12 protein-coding genes and 1 pseudogene are annotated in these 15,104 nt (G+C 64.0%); 4 read left to right on the forward strand and 9 right to left on the reverse strand.

Going from position 1 to position 15,104, the window contains the following annotated elements; translation table 11 throughout:
- Positions 1-59 precede the first annotated feature (59 nt).
- A pseudogene (locus G5B31_RS18785) lies at positions 60-2,137 on the reverse strand (catalase).
- A gap of 51 nt (positions 2,138-2,188) precedes the next feature.
- Positions 2,189-2,311, reverse strand: coding sequence for a hypothetical protein (locus G5B31_RS21415; RefSeq protein WP_276616199.1), 123 nt, complete (start codon positions 2,309-2,311; stop codon positions 2,189-2,191).
- Between the two features lie 863 nt (positions 2,312-3,174).
- On the opposite strand from G5B31_RS21415, the gene G5B31_RS18795 reads away from it, so the two are divergent.
- Positions 3,175-3,654 carry a hypothetical protein gene (locus G5B31_RS18795; RefSeq protein WP_165019749.1) on the forward strand — a complete coding sequence of 160 codons (480 nt, stop codon included), beginning with the start codon at positions 3,175-3,177 and terminating at the stop codon, positions 3,652-3,654.
- Between the two features lie 275 nt (positions 3,655-3,929).
- Positions 3,930-5,039: a sensor histidine kinase gene (locus G5B31_RS18800; RefSeq protein WP_205912018.1), complete on the forward strand. Its 1,110-nt coding sequence runs from the start codon at positions 3,930-3,932 to the stop codon at positions 5,037-5,039.
- 144 nt (positions 5,040-5,183) lie between these two features.
- Here the strand turns inward: G5B31_RS18800 and G5B31_RS18805 are convergent, their stop codons facing one another.
- From G5B31_RS18805 to G5B31_RS18815, 3 genes are all read right to left on the reverse strand, one after another.
- A complete protein-coding gene (locus G5B31_RS18805; protein ID WP_165019750.1) occupies positions 5,184-6,017 on the reverse strand; it encodes a YdiY family protein in 834 nt (277 codons plus the stop codon).
- A 121-nt stretch (positions 6,018-6,138) separates the two neighbouring features.
- Positions 6,139-6,690, reverse strand: a complete 552-nt coding sequence (locus G5B31_RS18810) for a sigma-70 family RNA polymerase sigma factor (protein ID WP_165019751.1) — start codon at positions 6,688-6,690, stop codon at positions 6,139-6,141.
- Between the two features lie 194 nt (positions 6,691-6,884).
- The gene (locus tag G5B31_RS18815) at positions 6,885-7,121 is read right to left on the reverse strand and encodes a hypothetical protein (protein WP_165019752.1); all 237 of its coding nucleotides are present in this window, start codon (positions 7,119-7,121) and stop codon (positions 6,885-6,887) included.
- A 190-nt stretch (positions 7,122-7,311) separates the two neighbouring features.
- Here G5B31_RS18815 and G5B31_RS18820 point away from each other — a divergent pair, with 190 nt between their 5' ends.
- On the forward strand, positions 7,312-8,064 hold the full coding sequence (locus G5B31_RS18820) for a Crp/Fnr family transcriptional regulator (protein WP_394352145.1): 753 nt from the start codon (positions 7,312-7,314) through the stop codon (positions 8,062-8,064).
- Positions 8,065-8,113: 49 nt separating this feature from the next.
- Here G5B31_RS18820 and G5B31_RS18825 read toward each other — a convergent pair whose 3' ends face one another.
- A complete protein-coding gene (locus G5B31_RS18825; protein WP_165019753.1) occupies positions 8,114-8,305 on the reverse strand; it encodes a hypothetical protein in 192 nt (63 codons plus the stop codon).
- 393 nt (positions 8,306-8,698) lie between these two features.
- On the opposite strand from G5B31_RS18825, the gene G5B31_RS18830 reads away from it, so the two are divergent.
- Positions 8,699-9,052: a hypothetical protein gene (locus G5B31_RS18830; RefSeq protein WP_165019754.1), complete on the forward strand. Its 354-nt coding sequence runs from the start codon at positions 8,699-8,701 to the stop codon at positions 9,050-9,052.
- A 791-nt stretch (positions 9,053-9,843) separates the two neighbouring features.
- Here G5B31_RS18830 and G5B31_RS18840 read toward each other — a convergent pair.
- The 3 genes from G5B31_RS18840 to G5B31_RS18850 are packed head-to-tail and all read right to left on the reverse strand — an operon-like array spanning position 9,844 to position 14,759.
- Positions 9,844-11,826 (reverse strand): type IV secretory system conjugative DNA transfer family protein, encoded by a 1,983-nt coding sequence (locus G5B31_RS18840; protein ID WP_165019756.1) that lies wholly within the window; start codon positions 11,824-11,826, stop codon positions 9,844-9,846.
- Positions 11,819-14,170: a relaxase/mobilization nuclease domain-containing protein gene (locus tag G5B31_RS18845; protein WP_165019757.1), complete on the reverse strand. Its 2,352-nt coding sequence runs from the start codon at positions 14,168-14,170 to the stop codon at positions 11,819-11,821. The genes G5B31_RS18840 and G5B31_RS18845 overlap by 8 nt, the downstream gene beginning before the upstream one ends.
- Positions 14,157-14,759 (reverse strand): helix-turn-helix domain-containing protein, encoded by a 603-nt coding sequence (locus G5B31_RS18850; RefSeq protein WP_165019758.1) that lies wholly within the window; start codon positions 14,757-14,759, stop codon positions 14,157-14,159. Before G5B31_RS18850 ends, G5B31_RS18845 begins: the two co-directional genes overlap by 14 nt.
- Between the last annotated feature and the right edge of the window lie 345 nt (positions 14,760-15,104).

Here is a 15,104-nt window from a genome sequence, read left to right on the forward strand (position 1 = left end):
TTCGCGCGCGCCCCCGTGCCTTGCCGCCTGACAGGCGACCTGGATCCGCCGCTTCAGGATCAGAGCGGTAGTTTGACGGTCTTCTCGCGCGACCATTCGCGCGACGACAGCAGGGCGACCAGGTCTTTTGCCCCCTTGGGCAATGCGAGGACGAAGCCGTCCGCCGCCACCCCGGCCTTGTCCAGCGGCGCCTGCGCCCCGGCCGTGTGGCCGATGGCCTTGCAATGCGCATAGGCGTCCGAGACGAAATCCAGTGCCGCCTTTTCGCCCAGCAGCTCCTGCGCCTCTTCGTCCGAAAGCACCAGCGCCACCGCGTCGAACAGCACCGAAGGCGCGCCGTCGATCTTCTCATCGGCCGGCAAATGCTTGCCGCCCTTCAGCGCCACGCCACCGACCTTGGGCGCGATGATCTTCATCGACGCACCCGCCTCCTTCACGGCCGCCTTCAGCGCATCGACCGCGGCCCCATCCGCCCCGTCCGTGACCAGCACGCCCAGGCAACGGCCGGCCACCGGCGCCTCCTGCTTCAGGATCGACAGCGCATCCGACACCGGCAGGTCGACCGGCGCCTTGGCCGGGGGGATTGCGGGCGGCAGGTCGATCCCCAACCCCGCGGCCACCCGGGCGGCCAGCGCCCCATCGACATTGCGCAGCTGTGCCAGCACCCGTTCCCGCACATGCGGCAGCTTCACCTTCGACAGTTCGAACACCAGCGCGGCGATGATATGCCCCTGCTCCACCTCGGTCTGCGAGGCGAAGAACATCCGCGCCTGGCTGAAATGGTCGGCAAAGCTCTCCGCCCGCACCCGGCGCTTCTCTGCCGCCGGTTCCTCGAACCGCGCGACCGAGACGAAGCCCTGATCGCTGGCGCGCGGCCCGCCGTCCTCACCCGCCTCGGCCAGGCTGTTCGGCTCGTAGTTCGCGCGGCCCTTCGGCACCATGGTCTGCATCATCCCGTCGCGCTGGAAGTTGCGCATCGGGCATTTCGGCGCATTCACCGCGATCTGGTGGAAATTCGTCGTCCCCAGCCGCGATTTCTGGGTGTCGAGGTAGGAGAAGAGCCGCCCCTGCAACAGCGGGTCGTTGGAAAAGTCGATCCCCGGCACGATGTTGCTCGGCAGGAAGGCCACCTGCTCGGTCTCGGCGAAGAAGTTGTCGGGCCAGCGGTCCAGCACCAGCCGCCCGACGATGCGCAGCGGCACGTCCTCTTCCGGGATCAGCTTGGTCGCGTCCAGCACGTCATAGGGCTGGGCATCGGCGAAGGCCTCGTCGAAGACCTGCAGTCCCAGCTCCTATTCCGGGAAATCGCCCGCCTCGATCGCCTCATAGAGGTCGCGGCGGTGATAGTCGGGGTCGGGGCGCCGGAGATCTTCACCGCCTCGTCCCACAGCGTGGATTGCAGGCCCAGACGGGGGCGCCAGTGGAACTTGACCATCTTCGCCTCACCGTCCGCATTGACCAGCCGGAAGGTGTGGACACCGAAGCCTTCCATCATCCGCAGGCTGCGCGGAATGGCGCGGTCGGACATCGCCCACATGATCATGTGCATCGATTCCGGCATCAAGGAGATGAAATCCCAGAACGTGTCATGCGCCGAGGCCGCCTGCGGAAAGCCGCGATCCGCCTCGGGCTTCACCGCGTGGACGAGGTCGGGGAATTTCATCGCATCCTGGATGAAGAACACCGGGATGTTGTTGCCGACCAGATCCCAGTTGCCCTCTTCGGTATAGAATTTTACCGCAAAGCCGCGCACGTCGCGGGGCGTGTCCTTCGACCCTTTCGAGCCCGCCACGGTGGAAAACCGCACGAAGACCGGCACCCTTTCGCCCGCCTTCTGGAACAGCGACGCCCGGGTCAGATCGGGGATCACCTCGGTGCATTCGAAGAAGCCATGCGCGCCGGTGCCCCGGGCATGGACGATGCGCTCGGGAATCCGCTCATGGTCGAAGTGGAAGATCTTCTCGCGCAGGACGAAGTCCTCCAGCAGGGTCGGCCCGCGCGCGCCCGCCTTCAGCGAGTTCTGGTTGTCCGAGATCGGAACGCCGTGATTGGTGGTCAGCGCCTCGCCGCCGCGTTGCTGCGTCTCGCCGCCCGATCCCTGCGGGATGCCTGCGGTCGTCCCTTGCTTGCTCGCCATGGTCTGATTCCTTCCATCTGTCGTTTCAAATCCGTCGTTCCGGGCACAGAATCACCCGTCGTCCGCACCCTGCCCCGGGATGCCTTTAGCCACCGCCGCGCCGATCTCGGCGCTGGCGGTGATGCCCTGCACGAAGGGCCGGTCGTGCATCAGGTAGGGGATCGCGGCCAGCACCAGCCGCCCGGCATAGCCGGGAACGCCGATCAGACTGTAATCCTCGGCCAGCTCGGGAATCTCCTGCCCTGCCCCACCGTCGCGGGTCTTGTCGGTGTTCTGGTGGCTATCGCCGCCCTGCGGTCACGCCCCTATCACCTGCTGTCGGCCCGCTACTTGAATGCCGACGCGACCCCGCAGGCATGATTCCCGCCTCCCGACCGCAAAGATCGCTTCCGCTCACTACAGAACACCCAAGTTTGTGGCCCTCAGCGGCCCGTCTCCCGGCGCGCAGCGCAGTTGCAGGTGCGGCGCGACCAGTTCACCCAGAACTGACCGTCAGGCGGGGGTAAGCGGAGATTAGTCTGGCTGGCGCAGCGAGTTAGCTCAGGGCGGGAAAGCGGTCTGGAGGTGGTGCGGCATGGCGATTGCGGCAATTCTGAAAGAGCGGTCATTCGGCGGTGGATAATCACCTCGGCGGGCGTAGGTCGCCTTCTTGTTGCCGGGGCTAACATGCGTCAGCGTCCTTCGGATGATCCGGAGATAGAAGATGAGAGATGGTTCGTCTGCGTCGGCCAGGTTTTCCAGGGGCCGCAGACAGTGATGGACGACTGGTGCCATTATCGTGGAGACCCGGGATGAAATTACGGTTGTCCAGATCGACAGTGACTTTTTCGAACGCGTTCGTCCTGCCGGGATACTTGGGCAAACTACCTACCGTCGGCTACGAGGTCGTCTTCAAAGAAGAACTCCTTCTGGGACTTAGCTTCGAACCGATGCCCCAGACAGGGAGATCGCACAAGCCTGCCTCGCGGCACTTGGGCTTTGAGCGAAAGAGCGAATCGGGAAGATCCCACACCACTTCACTCAGGGAGGAACAAGGCATGGCATGTGCGGAAACTCCTCCATCCCGACCTTCGGAGACCACTGATCTAGAACGGCGAGTGTTGGCCCACGAAAGAATACTGCAGGCGGTGATCGCCTATATGGCGCGCACGGAGCCATGTTTCATCGACCACCTGAAGGAACGGTTCGTAGAACAGATGAAGATGGCGCGGCACGAACACGACCACCGCGAAACCGACGACTACGCGGAAGAGTTCATCCGCGCCGTGATTCTCCTTGGAGAATTGCAGGCACCTCGGCCCAAGGTGCCCGAAGTGACTGATGAGCAACCGGGGTTGCTGAGAGATGGTAGGGGACCGGTTTCTTCCGTGGGACGGCCAGCGCAGCATGATCGCGTTCAGGTGGTTGAGCGAAACGGCATCTGGCAGGTGAAGGCCGATGGCAAGTTTTGGGGCGACTACCACCAGAAGGAACACGCCCTTACTGCCGCGACTCTGCTGAAGTTGTCGCTGAGATGACAGACAGTGTGCATTCGTCAGTCCCGCGGGAGTTCCCAATCGAGACGGCCGAGAACGAAGGAATGCCGCCACGACCGGATGTCGAGTGTACCTCAACACTCGAAACGGGCCTCCGGCGGCGATCAGGAACGCTCCGGCTACGGACGTCTCGGTCCTGGCGGATGCCGCTCATCGATAGGGCAAAACGGATACCAAGCCGATTAACCGTGGTGCCAGTCCGGGGCGGAGGTGATAGGGTGCCTCCGGAACTTCAGCCGAAGGTCCTATCTTCGACGATGTTCCAGCCGAGTGCTGGCCCGCTTCGCGAGCTTTCGGTCCACGAGGGCCACTTCATGCCAAAAGAACCAGTTGTCCATTTCGAGGCGGCGAGTACGCTTGCCATTGTGGTCTCGTCTCACGAGCCGCTCCTTTTCCTGTCCTCAGACCAGAAGGTCATCGCGGCGAGCGCATCTTTCTGCCGAGCCTTCGAAATAGATCCGGCGACGCTTCCCGGCAGGCTGCTCGGCGATATAGGAAACGGCGAATGGGCGATGCCCAGGCTTGCCTCGCTGCTGAAGGCGACCGTTTCGGGAAGCGCGCAGATCGAAGCCTATGAGATCGACCTTCGGCGGCCGAACCGGAAGACACGAAACCTGATCGTCAATGCGCGGACACTCGATGACGGTCTCAAGGACCACATCCGGCTGCTGCTGGCGATAACCGACGTGACCGATGCGCGCGCGGAGGCCAGGTTGAAAGACGATCTGGTCCGCGAGAAGGCGATCCTGATCCAGGAAGTCCAGCACCGGGTGGCAAACAGCCTCCAGATCATTGCGAGCGTTCTCCTGCAAAGCGCGCGCCGGGTTCAGTCGGAGGAGGCGCGCGGACATCTCCGGAACGCTCATCACCGGGTGATGTCGATCGCGGCAGTACAGAAGCAGCTCTCGACCTCAGAGGCCGTCACCGTCGAACTCCGCCCCTACCTGACGCAACTCTGCGAAAGCCTCGGCGCATCGATGATCTCCGATCCGGCCCGGCTCTCGATAGAGGTGACGGTCGATGACAGTGCCGTGAAGGCAGATGTTTCGGTGAGTCTGGGGCTTATCGTGACGGAATTGGTGATCAACGCGCTCAAGCACGCCTTTCCGGATCAGCCGACCGGCAAGATCAAGATCGACTACAGCTCGGCGGGCTCGGACTGGACACTGTCGGTGAGCGACAACGGAATCGGAATGCCGACCGGCAGCGAAGCCCCCAGGGCCGGCCTCGGCACCGGCATCGTGGAAGCGCTCGCCAGGAATCTGCAGGGTGAGATCCGGATGACCGATGGAGAGCCCGGCACATCCGTGACCATCAGTCGTCGGAGGGCGTCGGTCTCTGATGCCGGCCTTCCACCAGTTGCGTAGAACGTCCGTCACCCGATGTCCGCAAACCATGCAACATCGCTTGATGCGATCCCCATTCGCGCAGGGGGCCATATTCTCCGCGCTGGTCGACAGGGAAACGGGGCGGATTTCCCCCGCCCCGCCCCCTGTCCTGGCCGTCTTCTGTCAGAAGGAATAGACGAGAGAGACGCCCAGTCTGTTTTCCGTCTTCACGGCACGCGAGTCGTTGTATTCGGTCAGATAGCTGATGCGGGTTGCGAACATCTCCGACATCTTGACGTTCAGGCCCAGATCGTTGTTCACGCGCGTCGCACTGTCGGAGTCCAGCACATCGGTGTCATTCGTGGCGAACAGCATGTCGTTGATGCGCCAGTAAAGCCGCGACGACGCGATGTAGCCGGTCTCGGTCACCGAATCCTCAAGCCCGTCCTCCAGATAGCTGATGCCGATACCCGCCTGCACGCGCCAGCTCAGGTCGGGGGTGTTGATGATCCGGTAGCCGGGGCCGATGCCCATGAAGGCATCGGTCTTCACATCGTCCGCCGTCGCGGCAAGCCCGTCGGATTTCACCCGGCCCAGCGCGAAGGCATAGAAGGAATCGGTCAGATAGTAGTTCGCGTCATAGATCGCGAAAACGTCCTCCTTGGTCTTGACCGAGCCGGATTCGGCGAAATCCATCACCACGCCGATGTTCTGGACGAAGGGGCCGTTGGCCGCGCGCAGGCGGGCGCCAAGGCTGAATTCGCTGGAATCCGTGGCTCCGGTCTTGCCCGAGTAGCCAAGCGAGGCACTGCCGGACAGGCCGTCCCGATATTCCGGATTGCCGTAGCGGAAGGGATCGTTGCCGCGATCAAGGTCGATCCGCGCGGCCCGGTCGATGTCGTCGATCCGGTCTTCGACCGAGGCGATGCCGGTCAATGTGTCCTGGGCGAAGCCGGCTCCGGCACCAAGGGCCAGAGAGGCAGCAGCCGTGCCCGCAAGCAAGAATCCGAGTTTCATGGGATGTGCCTTTCAAGAAGCATGACGCCAACTCAGGCGCTTGTCCTGTGATGGACCTGTTCCGGCAGCGCCATGCTGCTTCAGATCAGTTTCGGTGTCGAATGTTGCGCCTGATGCACGATCAGGCCTGCGCCACGGCGAGATGGAAGCTGCGGTCGGGGCTGGGGATGGGGCTTTCGCCCCTTGAGATGCCCATCTGGCCGAGAAGGTCGCTTCGCGCCCGGCTGACCCGGCTTTTCACCGTGCCGACCGCCAGGGCCGAACGCTCTGCCGCCTCCTTGTAGGACAGGCCCAGGGCGCCGACCAATGTCAACGCCTGCTGGTGCTCGGCCGACAGCCGGGCAAAGGCCGCGTGGAATTCGCGCAGGGCCAATACGCCGTCATGCGCGGGCATGACCGTCAGCCGGGCAGCAAACAGGCCTTCGGGATCCGCCACCTCGCGCCGCCGTTTTCGCAGCTCCGAGAACCAGGTATTGCGCAGGATGGTGAACAGCCAGCCGCGCAGGCTGGTGCCGGGACGGAAGCTGTCGATGCGGCTCCAGACCTTGACCATCGTATCCTGCACCAGATCGGCGGCACGATCGGGATTGCCGGTAAGCCCTGTCGCAAAGGCCCGCAGCACCGGCAGGTGCGACAGGATCTGATCGCGGAGAAGGGAATCCATCTGGTCCATGGTAGTGGTCCTTTTCGGGGAAAAGCGCAGGGGCACGGGGCAGAATCCGGGTGGCAGGCCAGAGGAGTGCCCTCCCTCGCGTCGCGCCCGTTTGCGGCATCCTGCCTGAGCAATGCCATGCCTTCGCGGGCGGCAGGCTGATCTGTGTTGGGCCCGGGACCGATTTCACGACAGACCGGCCCCGGCGCGCGTGCCTAGCGGCGGCGGACGGAGTTTCCGCTGTCGATGATCCCGTTGATCAGTCCCGCCACCGCCTGATGCACCGCCGCGTCGCCATCGCCGCGGGGGGCCTGCGCATGGGCTGCCGCTGCATCCTTCAGGATACCGACGATCTCGCGCTCGGGCAGGATGCTGCGGTCGTTCAGCGCCAGCAGAAGCGACTCGCAGATCGCAAGCGCGGCAAGTCCTGCGACATCGGGCAAAGCGGTCATTGTGTTTCGACTTTCTGCGGAGTTTGCGCCACACTGCAAGGCAGACCTGCCCGATCCTGCGGCCTGCGCGGGAGTCTCGCAGGAAAATGCGGCGATGGACTGATCTGCATCAGCGCGGCCCGCCTTAATCCGCGGCCTTGTGCGGGAACCGGACCGCAGAGATACCCTGCCCAGTGAAGAGAGGTGCCCCGTGACAGAGCCAGGCAGCGCACTGTCGCTTCAGGACAGCCCGTTCGCCCGCAAGCTTTCCGCCTTTGTCCGGCTGTCGCCGGGCGATCTGGCGGTGATGTCGGACCTCTACCGCCTGCGCCGCAGGTTCGCCGTGGGCGTGGACATGATCCATCAGGGCCAGACCGGGCAGGGCGCCTATGTCCTGGCCTCGGGCTGGGCCTCGTCCTACAAGATCCTGCGCAGTGGCAGCCGGCAGATCGTGGGGGTGCAGATCCCGGGCGATTTCCTCGGCCTGCGGTCGGTGCTGTTCCGCACCTCGGACCACAATGTCGAACCGGTCACGCCGGTCCAGGCCTCGGTCATACGCCAGCAGGATCTGCTGACCGCTTTCACCGAAACGCCGCGGCTGGCGACCGCCGTGCTCTGGGCCGCCTCGCGGGACGAGGCGATGACGGTCGAGCGTCTGGTGGATCTGGGCCGCCGCACCGCCACGGAGCGGATGGCGCATTTCCTGCTGGAACTGGGGGCGCGGCTGCGGCTGGTCGGGCTTGGCGACAGGGCGGGCTATGCCTGCCCGCTGTCGCAATATGTCCTGGCCGATGCCCTGGGGCTGAGTGCGGTCCATGTCAACCGGGTCTTGCGCGAATTGCGCGAAGACGGGTTGCTGACCTTCCAGAAGGGCCGGGTGATCTTTGACGACTACGAGGCGCTGGTCGATCTGGCAAGCTTCGACCGCGCCTATCTGGATCACGAGGGGCCGCTGCTGACCTGAGAGCAGGGTTGCCCCTCCGGGATTGGTTCCCCGGAAGGGCGGGCAAGGCTTAGGCCAACGCTTGGGTGGCCGCGTTCAGCGACTTCACGCAGTCGGCGTCATTCTTCGCCGTCTGGGCCTTTTCGGCTGCCTGGTAGTGGGTCATGGCTGCGTCCCTCTTGGGACCGGGAGAAGCCTTCTCCCAGGCTGCCCGGACGGATTTCATCTTTTCGACGGTCGAACTCTGAATGTCCATGGACATGTTTTCACCCTTATGAAGCGACCAGACACGGACGGCTTCCCGCAAGCCCCGGATCGGGCTGCGCGAAGGTCTGCCGGGGACTGGTGCAGATTAACCCGCGGTCATTCGCGGATCAGATCTCACCATAGACCGATGCGCGGGGATCAAAACTGATGCAGGTTTGCCCCGGTTGCAGTCCTGCGCAGGCGAGAGGCAGGACGGAGATCATCCGCCAATGGCCCGGCCCGTCTCGGCGACGCCCTTCCGCCCGATTGGCCGACAGCCCTGATGCTGGCCGACGGGAGTTGGTCCGAAACTAACTCCGATCGGTCCCGTTGCGGATTTGCCGGGCTAAGCTGGGACCGGTCAGGTTGCGCCGTTCCGCGCGGCCCCCAAGTCCTGAAAGGATACATCATGAACACCCCAGAATGGCTGAAACCCGGATTGATCGGCGCGTTGGCAGGCGGCATTTCCGTTGCTATCCTCGGCTTTTCCTGGGCCGGATGGATGACCTCGTCCAGTGCTGACAACATGGCGCGCAGCATGTCGGCCAAACAGGTCACCGAAGCCTTCGTTCCGGTCTGCGTCGGCATGTCGACCACCGATCCGGCACGGCTGACCAAACTGGAGACGATCACTGGCACGCCGCTCAGTGGCAGGCGCGATGCGTTGATGCAAACCGGCTGGGCAACCCTGCCGGGTGCCACGGCGCCCGACCGCGACCTGGCTACCGCCTGCCTTGCCGCACTGGCGTTACCCACCTCGTGACACGTTGTATCATGACTGCGGCGGCCCGTGCCATGCTGTGGTCAGAAGGGGTGGCGCCGGGGTAGACCCCGACGCCGCCGACCTTTGCGCAACCCCGAACCCACAGGGCAGTCCAGGGCCACCTGGCACCCCCGTTCTGCGGCGCCGAAGGAAAGAGGTGTCTCTGCGCAGCTTTAACCGACCACCGCTGCCTGTGGCCCATGGCAATCTCCCCGTGCAAAGGCTTTACCTGCAACGCAGATAGTGTTTCACAGCGATGGGTTCAAAATCGGATCTGCAGGTGCAGCAAAGCCACAGTTGCCTGGAAGACCACGGTATCGCCCAGGTCGGACGGTCTCCCGCGCAACTCGGGTCCATCCGCATCGGATAATGCTTACGCCACCATGAAACGCAGAAGTGGAAGGTAACGGGCCTTCGATCTGATCATCCAGCCCGAGGCTCGCGTGATCTGGACGCATGATGTCTTTGGAAACTCCGTCGCAATCGCATGTTTTTCAGGGCAGACCGACAGGCCGGTCATCGAAAGCCGGATGACGTTGAATCAGCGCACCGACTGGCCGGTCTTTGACATTGACGCGGGGGCAGGGACTTGTCCTTTCTGCTACTCCGACGACGAGAAGACCGATCTCGGCAGGTCTCCTGCGGGGTTGGGCTGAGGGTTTGGTGATGGCACGTCCCGCAGATACGCTGTCCGCCCGTCGCCCAAAAATACTGCGTCCACGAACTAATGTCATCTAACAGAAACGCCGCCGCGCAGCATCCCGCTTCATCGAGCGACCGCAAAGGGCCGGTCAGGTATACTCCGCGATAATGGCACGCGTTGTCTTAACTGCTGACGCAAGTTCGTTCCTATCTGCCTCCTTGAGTCCCAGGCTAGCCAGATCTACCGACACCTGCCCGGACACGTCACCATCAACAGCGTCTCGGGTAGCACGCCCCCGTGCGCGACGCGAAGGCACAGGCTTTGGATACTGCCCCGGCGTTCTAGGATCCCCTGTCGAGAGCGAAGCAGCTGGAGCCGCAACCTCCTTCGCCCCTGCAGCCGCCCGCACCTCCTGCAGCTCCAGCTTGAGCCTCTGCACGGTCTCCCGTGTGTCGGTCATCTGCCGATCCCGCCGCAGCCCGTCCTCATCTGGATAAGGAAAACTCCCCGCCTGACCGGCATGCAGAACCTTCAGCACTGGGTCCTCGAAGTACTTGATCCGCCGCGCCCGGATCGGCATCTGCGCGTCGATCACGAGGATCACCTCGTCCAGGTCCATGCGCCGGGCTTGGTCCTCGGTCAGGAGCGGCGTGTCCTCGGTCCGCTCGGAAACGCTGCGCCCCTCGAACGGGTTGCGCCCTACCGCGCGGGACCGCGTAACGACGCGCTTGGTAGTCTTGCCCACAGCCTGGCTCAGCTCCTCGATGGTCTTCTGCTCGGACGGGGTGAGGTAGAGTTTCACGCCCGCGCCACCCTGCAGCGAGCGGCGCGTGTTCTCACCATAGATCTCGTCCAGCGCGGGGATGGTCTGGGTGACGATGGCAAGGTTCCCGCCGAAGGAGCGCAGCGTCTTGATGCTCTCAGCGACGATCGGCATCTTCCCGAGCCTGTCGAACTCATCAAGCATGATCATCACCGGCCAAGGCTCATCGTCGCCCGGCTCCTGCGCCTGCAGCGAGGCGATCAGGTCCGAGAAGAAGAGCCGGATCAACGGGGCCAGGGGGCGGATCATCTCGGACTCGACCACAAGGTAGATCGCGTGGGGCCGCCGCCGGATGTCCCGGAAGGAGAAGTCCGAGGTCGCGGTGGCCGCGTCGATCGCGCGGTTGTCCCAGGTGTCGAGACCAGAGGTCATCAGGAGCGAGAGGTAGGAGGTCAGGGTGTCGTTGTTGGTCGAGGCCATGCGTTCGAAGATCAGCTTGGCAGAGGTGTTCTTCACCTCCTGCGAGCGCTTCAGGTACTCCTTCTGCTTGTCGCCGCCTGAGGCGGTGATGCGGTAGATCTCGCCGATGGTCGGCACGCCGCGCTCGAAGGCCAGAAGACCGGCCGCGACGAAGAGATCGATGCCCCCGGCCAGGAGACCGCTCAGCTTTTCGTTGTCGGTCTGCAGGAAGAGCTTCGCGGTGAGCTTCAACTCCATCTGTTGCCGATCGGGGTTGGTCATGGCGGCGATGCGCGCCAGCGGGTTGTAGCGGTGGGTGGGCCGGTCCCAGTCGGTCGGCGCGAAACGGAAGACTTTGTCGCCCATGCTTGCGCGGAAGCGTGAGGTCTCGCGGAAGTTCTCCCCCTTCACGTCGAGCACCACGGCCGAGCCTTTGTAGGTGAGCAGGTTCGGGATCACGAAGCCCACGCCCTTGCCCCGACCCGTGGGCGCCACGATCAGCGCGTGCGGGAAGGTCTTCGAGACGAGGAAGGGACGCTTCGTTTTCGGGGGGCCGAGCTTGCCAAGAAGGAACCCGCCGCCCGGGTTGGCAAAGAAGCCGTTGCGCTTCATCTCGCCCCGGGTCTGCCAATGGGTCGTTCCGAAGCGCGTCAGTGCATCGCCGAGAAGCGTGACGCTCAGCATCAGCGCGGCAATGCCGAAGCCTGCGAGGATCAGGTTCACCCAGAGGAAGTCCCGCGGGGCGCTGGCACCGAGGGCGCGGTATTCCCGCGCGAGCAGGGTGACATCGAAGGCTTGCGTCGACAGTCCATAGCGAATGGTCAGGTAGCCCGTGGCCACGACATAGCCGATGGCGAGGCCAACCAGCGTCAGGCTGAGGATCCCGCCCGCGATCTTGCCCTTATCCATGGGTGATCCCCTTTTCGCCGTGGACCGCGGCATGGCGGGCGCGCTGTGCCTCGATCTGCTCTTCGGCCAGGGCATCCAGCACCCGCTCCATGGCGGGACCATGGGCCGTCACCTCGCTGCTCTCCAGATAGGCTTTGGCAAGCTCCAGCTGCCGCAGCGGATGCTCGGTGAACTTCTCCAGCACATCAACATGGCCAGCACGCAAGGCAGTCACCGCGTTCGGCGTGAGGTTGCGGTCGATCTGGGCGGCGAGGCGCTGCCCATCGGTCTCGATGAGCGGCTTCACATCCTCGGCCTCGGCCCGCTGCAGGAATGTCAACACATCCGGGGCAGTCTCGGTCATAAAGCGCCGTTCGGCATAATCCTGCCGGGCCTTGTCCTCGATGTCGAAGCTTCTCTCGCTGATATAGGCGCGTGAGGCGCCCATGGCGCGCAGCTGGTTGATCTCTTTCTGCACGGCAGCCCCGAACGCGTCATCCGGCATTTCCGCGCGGTAGCGGGCAACGGTGCGCGCGTCTTCCGTGATGGGCCCAAGATCATCCGAAGGATGGCGTAGGGCCAGGTCCATATCGCCCGCGTGGAGCCTGCGGTCCTTTTCCTCGACGGCAAACTCCTGCGGCTTGCGGCTGTCGGTGATCTTGTCCCAGGCTATCGAGGCCAGTTCGGCATGATCGGGCGACCTTTGTGCGAAGGCGTTGAAGGCGGCGCGGGCCTCTTCCACCTCGACGGCACCGGCCCTGCGCACGGAAGGATCGTCCGAGAAGGGGTGGTCGAAATCCGTCCGGCGGAACTGAGCGACCAGCTGCTGGAAGTCCTGCCGCTCGGACGGAGCAAACACATCTGGCCGCTCGTCAGCCAGATTGCGTTCTGGCAGCATTACACGCTCGGCTAGAGAAGCCTCGGCATCCTCCGCTTCATCGGCTTCGTCCACCGCCCGCAGGATGCGTGCATCGGTCAAGGTATCACCCAGGCGGACATGAACGGCTTCCAGCCTATCGAGCGCTTCCTCGCGATCTTCGCCTTTCTCCAGATCGAGATCGCCGGCCTTGGCGATGGCGCGCAGATCCTGCGCCAGCCATTGCCGTTCGAGCGCGGCATTGCCTGCCCCCTCCCGCATGCGCGCGGCCACAGCTTCGGGATCGATGCCTGTGCCCTGCAGTGCCTCCGTGAGACGCGCCTTCACCCCATCATCGTCGAGGCGCGCCATCTGGTCCTCGCGCATGTTGGCACGGGCATAGACCCCGTCCCGCGATGGTGCGTCGAGGAGCGCGGCCGAGCGGTCACCGAGCGGATTGAGATGCGCGACCGATGCCAGCACATCGGTGAGCTTGCGCTCGATCTCCGGCCGCTCCGCCGCAGGCGCTCGGTCAATCGCCGCCTCGATCTGACGGATGTTCTGGGAAAACTCGGTGATCAGCGTGTCAAACGCTGTTTCGTCTTGGGACATGTAGATGGCTCCGTCAGATTGGATCTGACCGCCACTGGCAAGGATGGTGCTGGCCCGCTCGAGCGCCTCGGCCACGTCGTCGAAGTTCGACCGGGATGCCTCGGCAGCCAGACCCCGATAGGCCAGCGCATTGCGCGCCACCGTCTCCAGGGCCGCGGCGAGATCAGCGCCTGTGCGCTGGCGCTCGACGGGCGGTCGGCCTTCGTCACGTGCCTTGTAGACCTCGTCGATCTCGGCACGGTAGGTCGTGACCCCCCGGTCAAGACGCCGTGTCGCCTCGAGCCGGATCCCGTGGACCTGCGCCGCCTCAACCATCGCCACCCGGAAGGCGTCGTAGTTGAAGTGGTGATCCTTCCCGAGAAAGAACATTTCGCCATCCTTGCTGCGGCGGTTCAGAACGATATGCGCATGTGGATGTGCGCGATCTTGGTGTATTGCAGCAATATAGTCGAATTGCGACCCCTCACCTTGAAAGAACCGCTCGCAGACCGCCTCGGTGATCGCGCGCACCTCTTCGCCGCTGGTGCCCACGGGAAACGCCATCAGAAGATGCGAGGTATGGCCGAGCTTCGGACTGTGCCGCTCGCCCCATTGGTTCTCGAAGCGCCGCACGACCCGGTTGATCTCGGCCTCGGTCAGGGTCTTTTTGCCGTCATGGGTGCCGCGGCTGTCGAGGATATGGCTCGACTTGGTTGTGAGATAGGTCAGCTGTGCCTTCAGCTGCGCGCCCGTGTGGCAGCCGCCTTTCGAGATTGGCTTGAAGATAGCGGGCGAATAGCCCCGCGCCGCCCGGACCATATGAGCTTTCTTCGCCAGCCCCTGCCAGCTGCCTGAGACGCGGCTCCAGTGGCGATCAAAGAGGGCGGGCCCAATACCGCGCGCCTCACTCCGCGCCATGCTGGGTCACCTGTTCCGCTTGCGGCCGCGCCAGACTGGCGAGAGCTTTAGTGACCTCAAGGTCCAATGTCCGGCGGCGTGCACGGAACATCTCCTGAATCTGGTCGGCCATATCGAAGACCAGCACCGCGAGATCGCGGATTTCGGCATGACTGGCGGGGGTGTAGGGCAGGCGCTCGCCTTTGAGCTTTGCCTCGTTCAGACGGCGCGCGACCTGGTTCACGTTGTTCCCGACCCGGTTCAGCGCCGCGCTCAAACCCTTCAGCTCATCCGTCATGCCCTCATCGGGGCGCAGGAGATCGTCGGCAGCCAGCATCAGGCAGCGCATGGCATCTGACCGATGGGCAATGCCGCGCCGCGCGAGGGCTGCATCGAAGCCGCGAAGGTCGCGATCAGTGACCCGCATGGTCAGCACACGGGTGCGGCTGTCGTTGGCGGAGACGGCGGAACGACCCCGGCTCAGCACGTTGTAGACGGTCTTCGGGGAGACCTTCAGCGCCGCACTGATCGCACTGACTGAGACGCCTTTCGCCCGTTCCCGGACGATCTGACGGCGCTCCTGATCGGTCAGTCGGCGGGTGCTACCCATGTGAAGTATACGTTCCTATTTCTTGCCAACTTCGTACAAGCCCGCCTTCTCCCAGCACAAGCGGAGAAGGCACCAAGGGCTTGTACTCAATGTAGAAAATCGGCCTCTCGGGCCGATTTGACGTCCTTTGGCAAATGCAGCGCGCAAGGCGCTCAATGCAACGCGTCCCGCGTTGCCTGCACCGCGCATCGCGTCCTTTGGACTGCGTCTTGCGCGCCCTGCAGCACGGCTTCTGGCAAGTGTCAGATGGCCCGTGCTGCCCGCATCGCGCGTGGTGCCCGATGGTCCACGTCCCGTGCGGTATGCGTCACGCTTCCTGCGTCGCGCACTATGGCCGATGTGGCA

It is taken from the genome of Rhodobacter sp. SGA-6-6 (assembly GCF_011043545.1).
Classification (GTDB): Bacteria; Pseudomonadota; Alphaproteobacteria; order Rhodobacterales; family Rhodobacteraceae; genus Pseudogemmobacter.

Bases quoted from the DNA above. Each gene is read 5' to 3' on its own strand.
- G5B31_RS18795 (WP_165019749.1), top strand. From the start codon at position 3,175: ATGGCATGTGCGGAAACTCCTCCATCCCGACCTTCGGAGACCACTGAT.
- G5B31_RS18800 (WP_205912018.1), top strand. From the start codon at position 3,930: ATGTTCCAGCCGAGTGCTGGCCCGCTTCGCGAGCTTTCGGTCCACGAG.
- G5B31_RS18805 (WP_165019750.1), bottom strand. From the start codon at position 6,017: ATGAAACTCGGATTCTTGCTTGCGGGCACGGCTGCTGCCTCTCTGGCC.
- G5B31_RS18810 (WP_165019751.1), bottom strand. From the start codon at position 6,690: ATGGACCAGATGGATTCCCTTCTCCGCGATCAGATCCTGTCGCACCTG.
- G5B31_RS18815 (WP_165019752.1), bottom strand. From the start codon at position 7,121: ATGACCGCTTTGCCCGATGTCGCAGGACTTGCCGCGCTTGCGATCTGC.
- G5B31_RS18825 (WP_165019753.1), bottom strand. From the start codon at position 8,305: ATGTCCATGGACATTCAGAGTTCGACCGTCGAAAAGATGAAATCCGTC.
- G5B31_RS18830 (WP_165019754.1), top strand. From the start codon at position 8,699: ATGAACACCCCAGAATGGCTGAAACCCGGATTGATCGGCGCGTTGGCA.
- G5B31_RS18840 (WP_165019756.1), bottom strand. From the start codon at position 11,826: ATGGATAAGGGCAAGATCGCGGGCGGGATCCTCAGCCTGACGCTGGTT.
- G5B31_RS18845 (WP_165019757.1), bottom strand. From the start codon at position 14,170: ATGGCGCGGAGTGAGGCGCGCGGTATTGGGCCCGCCCTCTTTGATCGC.
- G5B31_RS18850 (WP_165019758.1), bottom strand. From the start codon at position 14,759: ATGGGTAGCACCCGCCGACTGACCGATCAGGAGCGCCGTCAGATCGTC.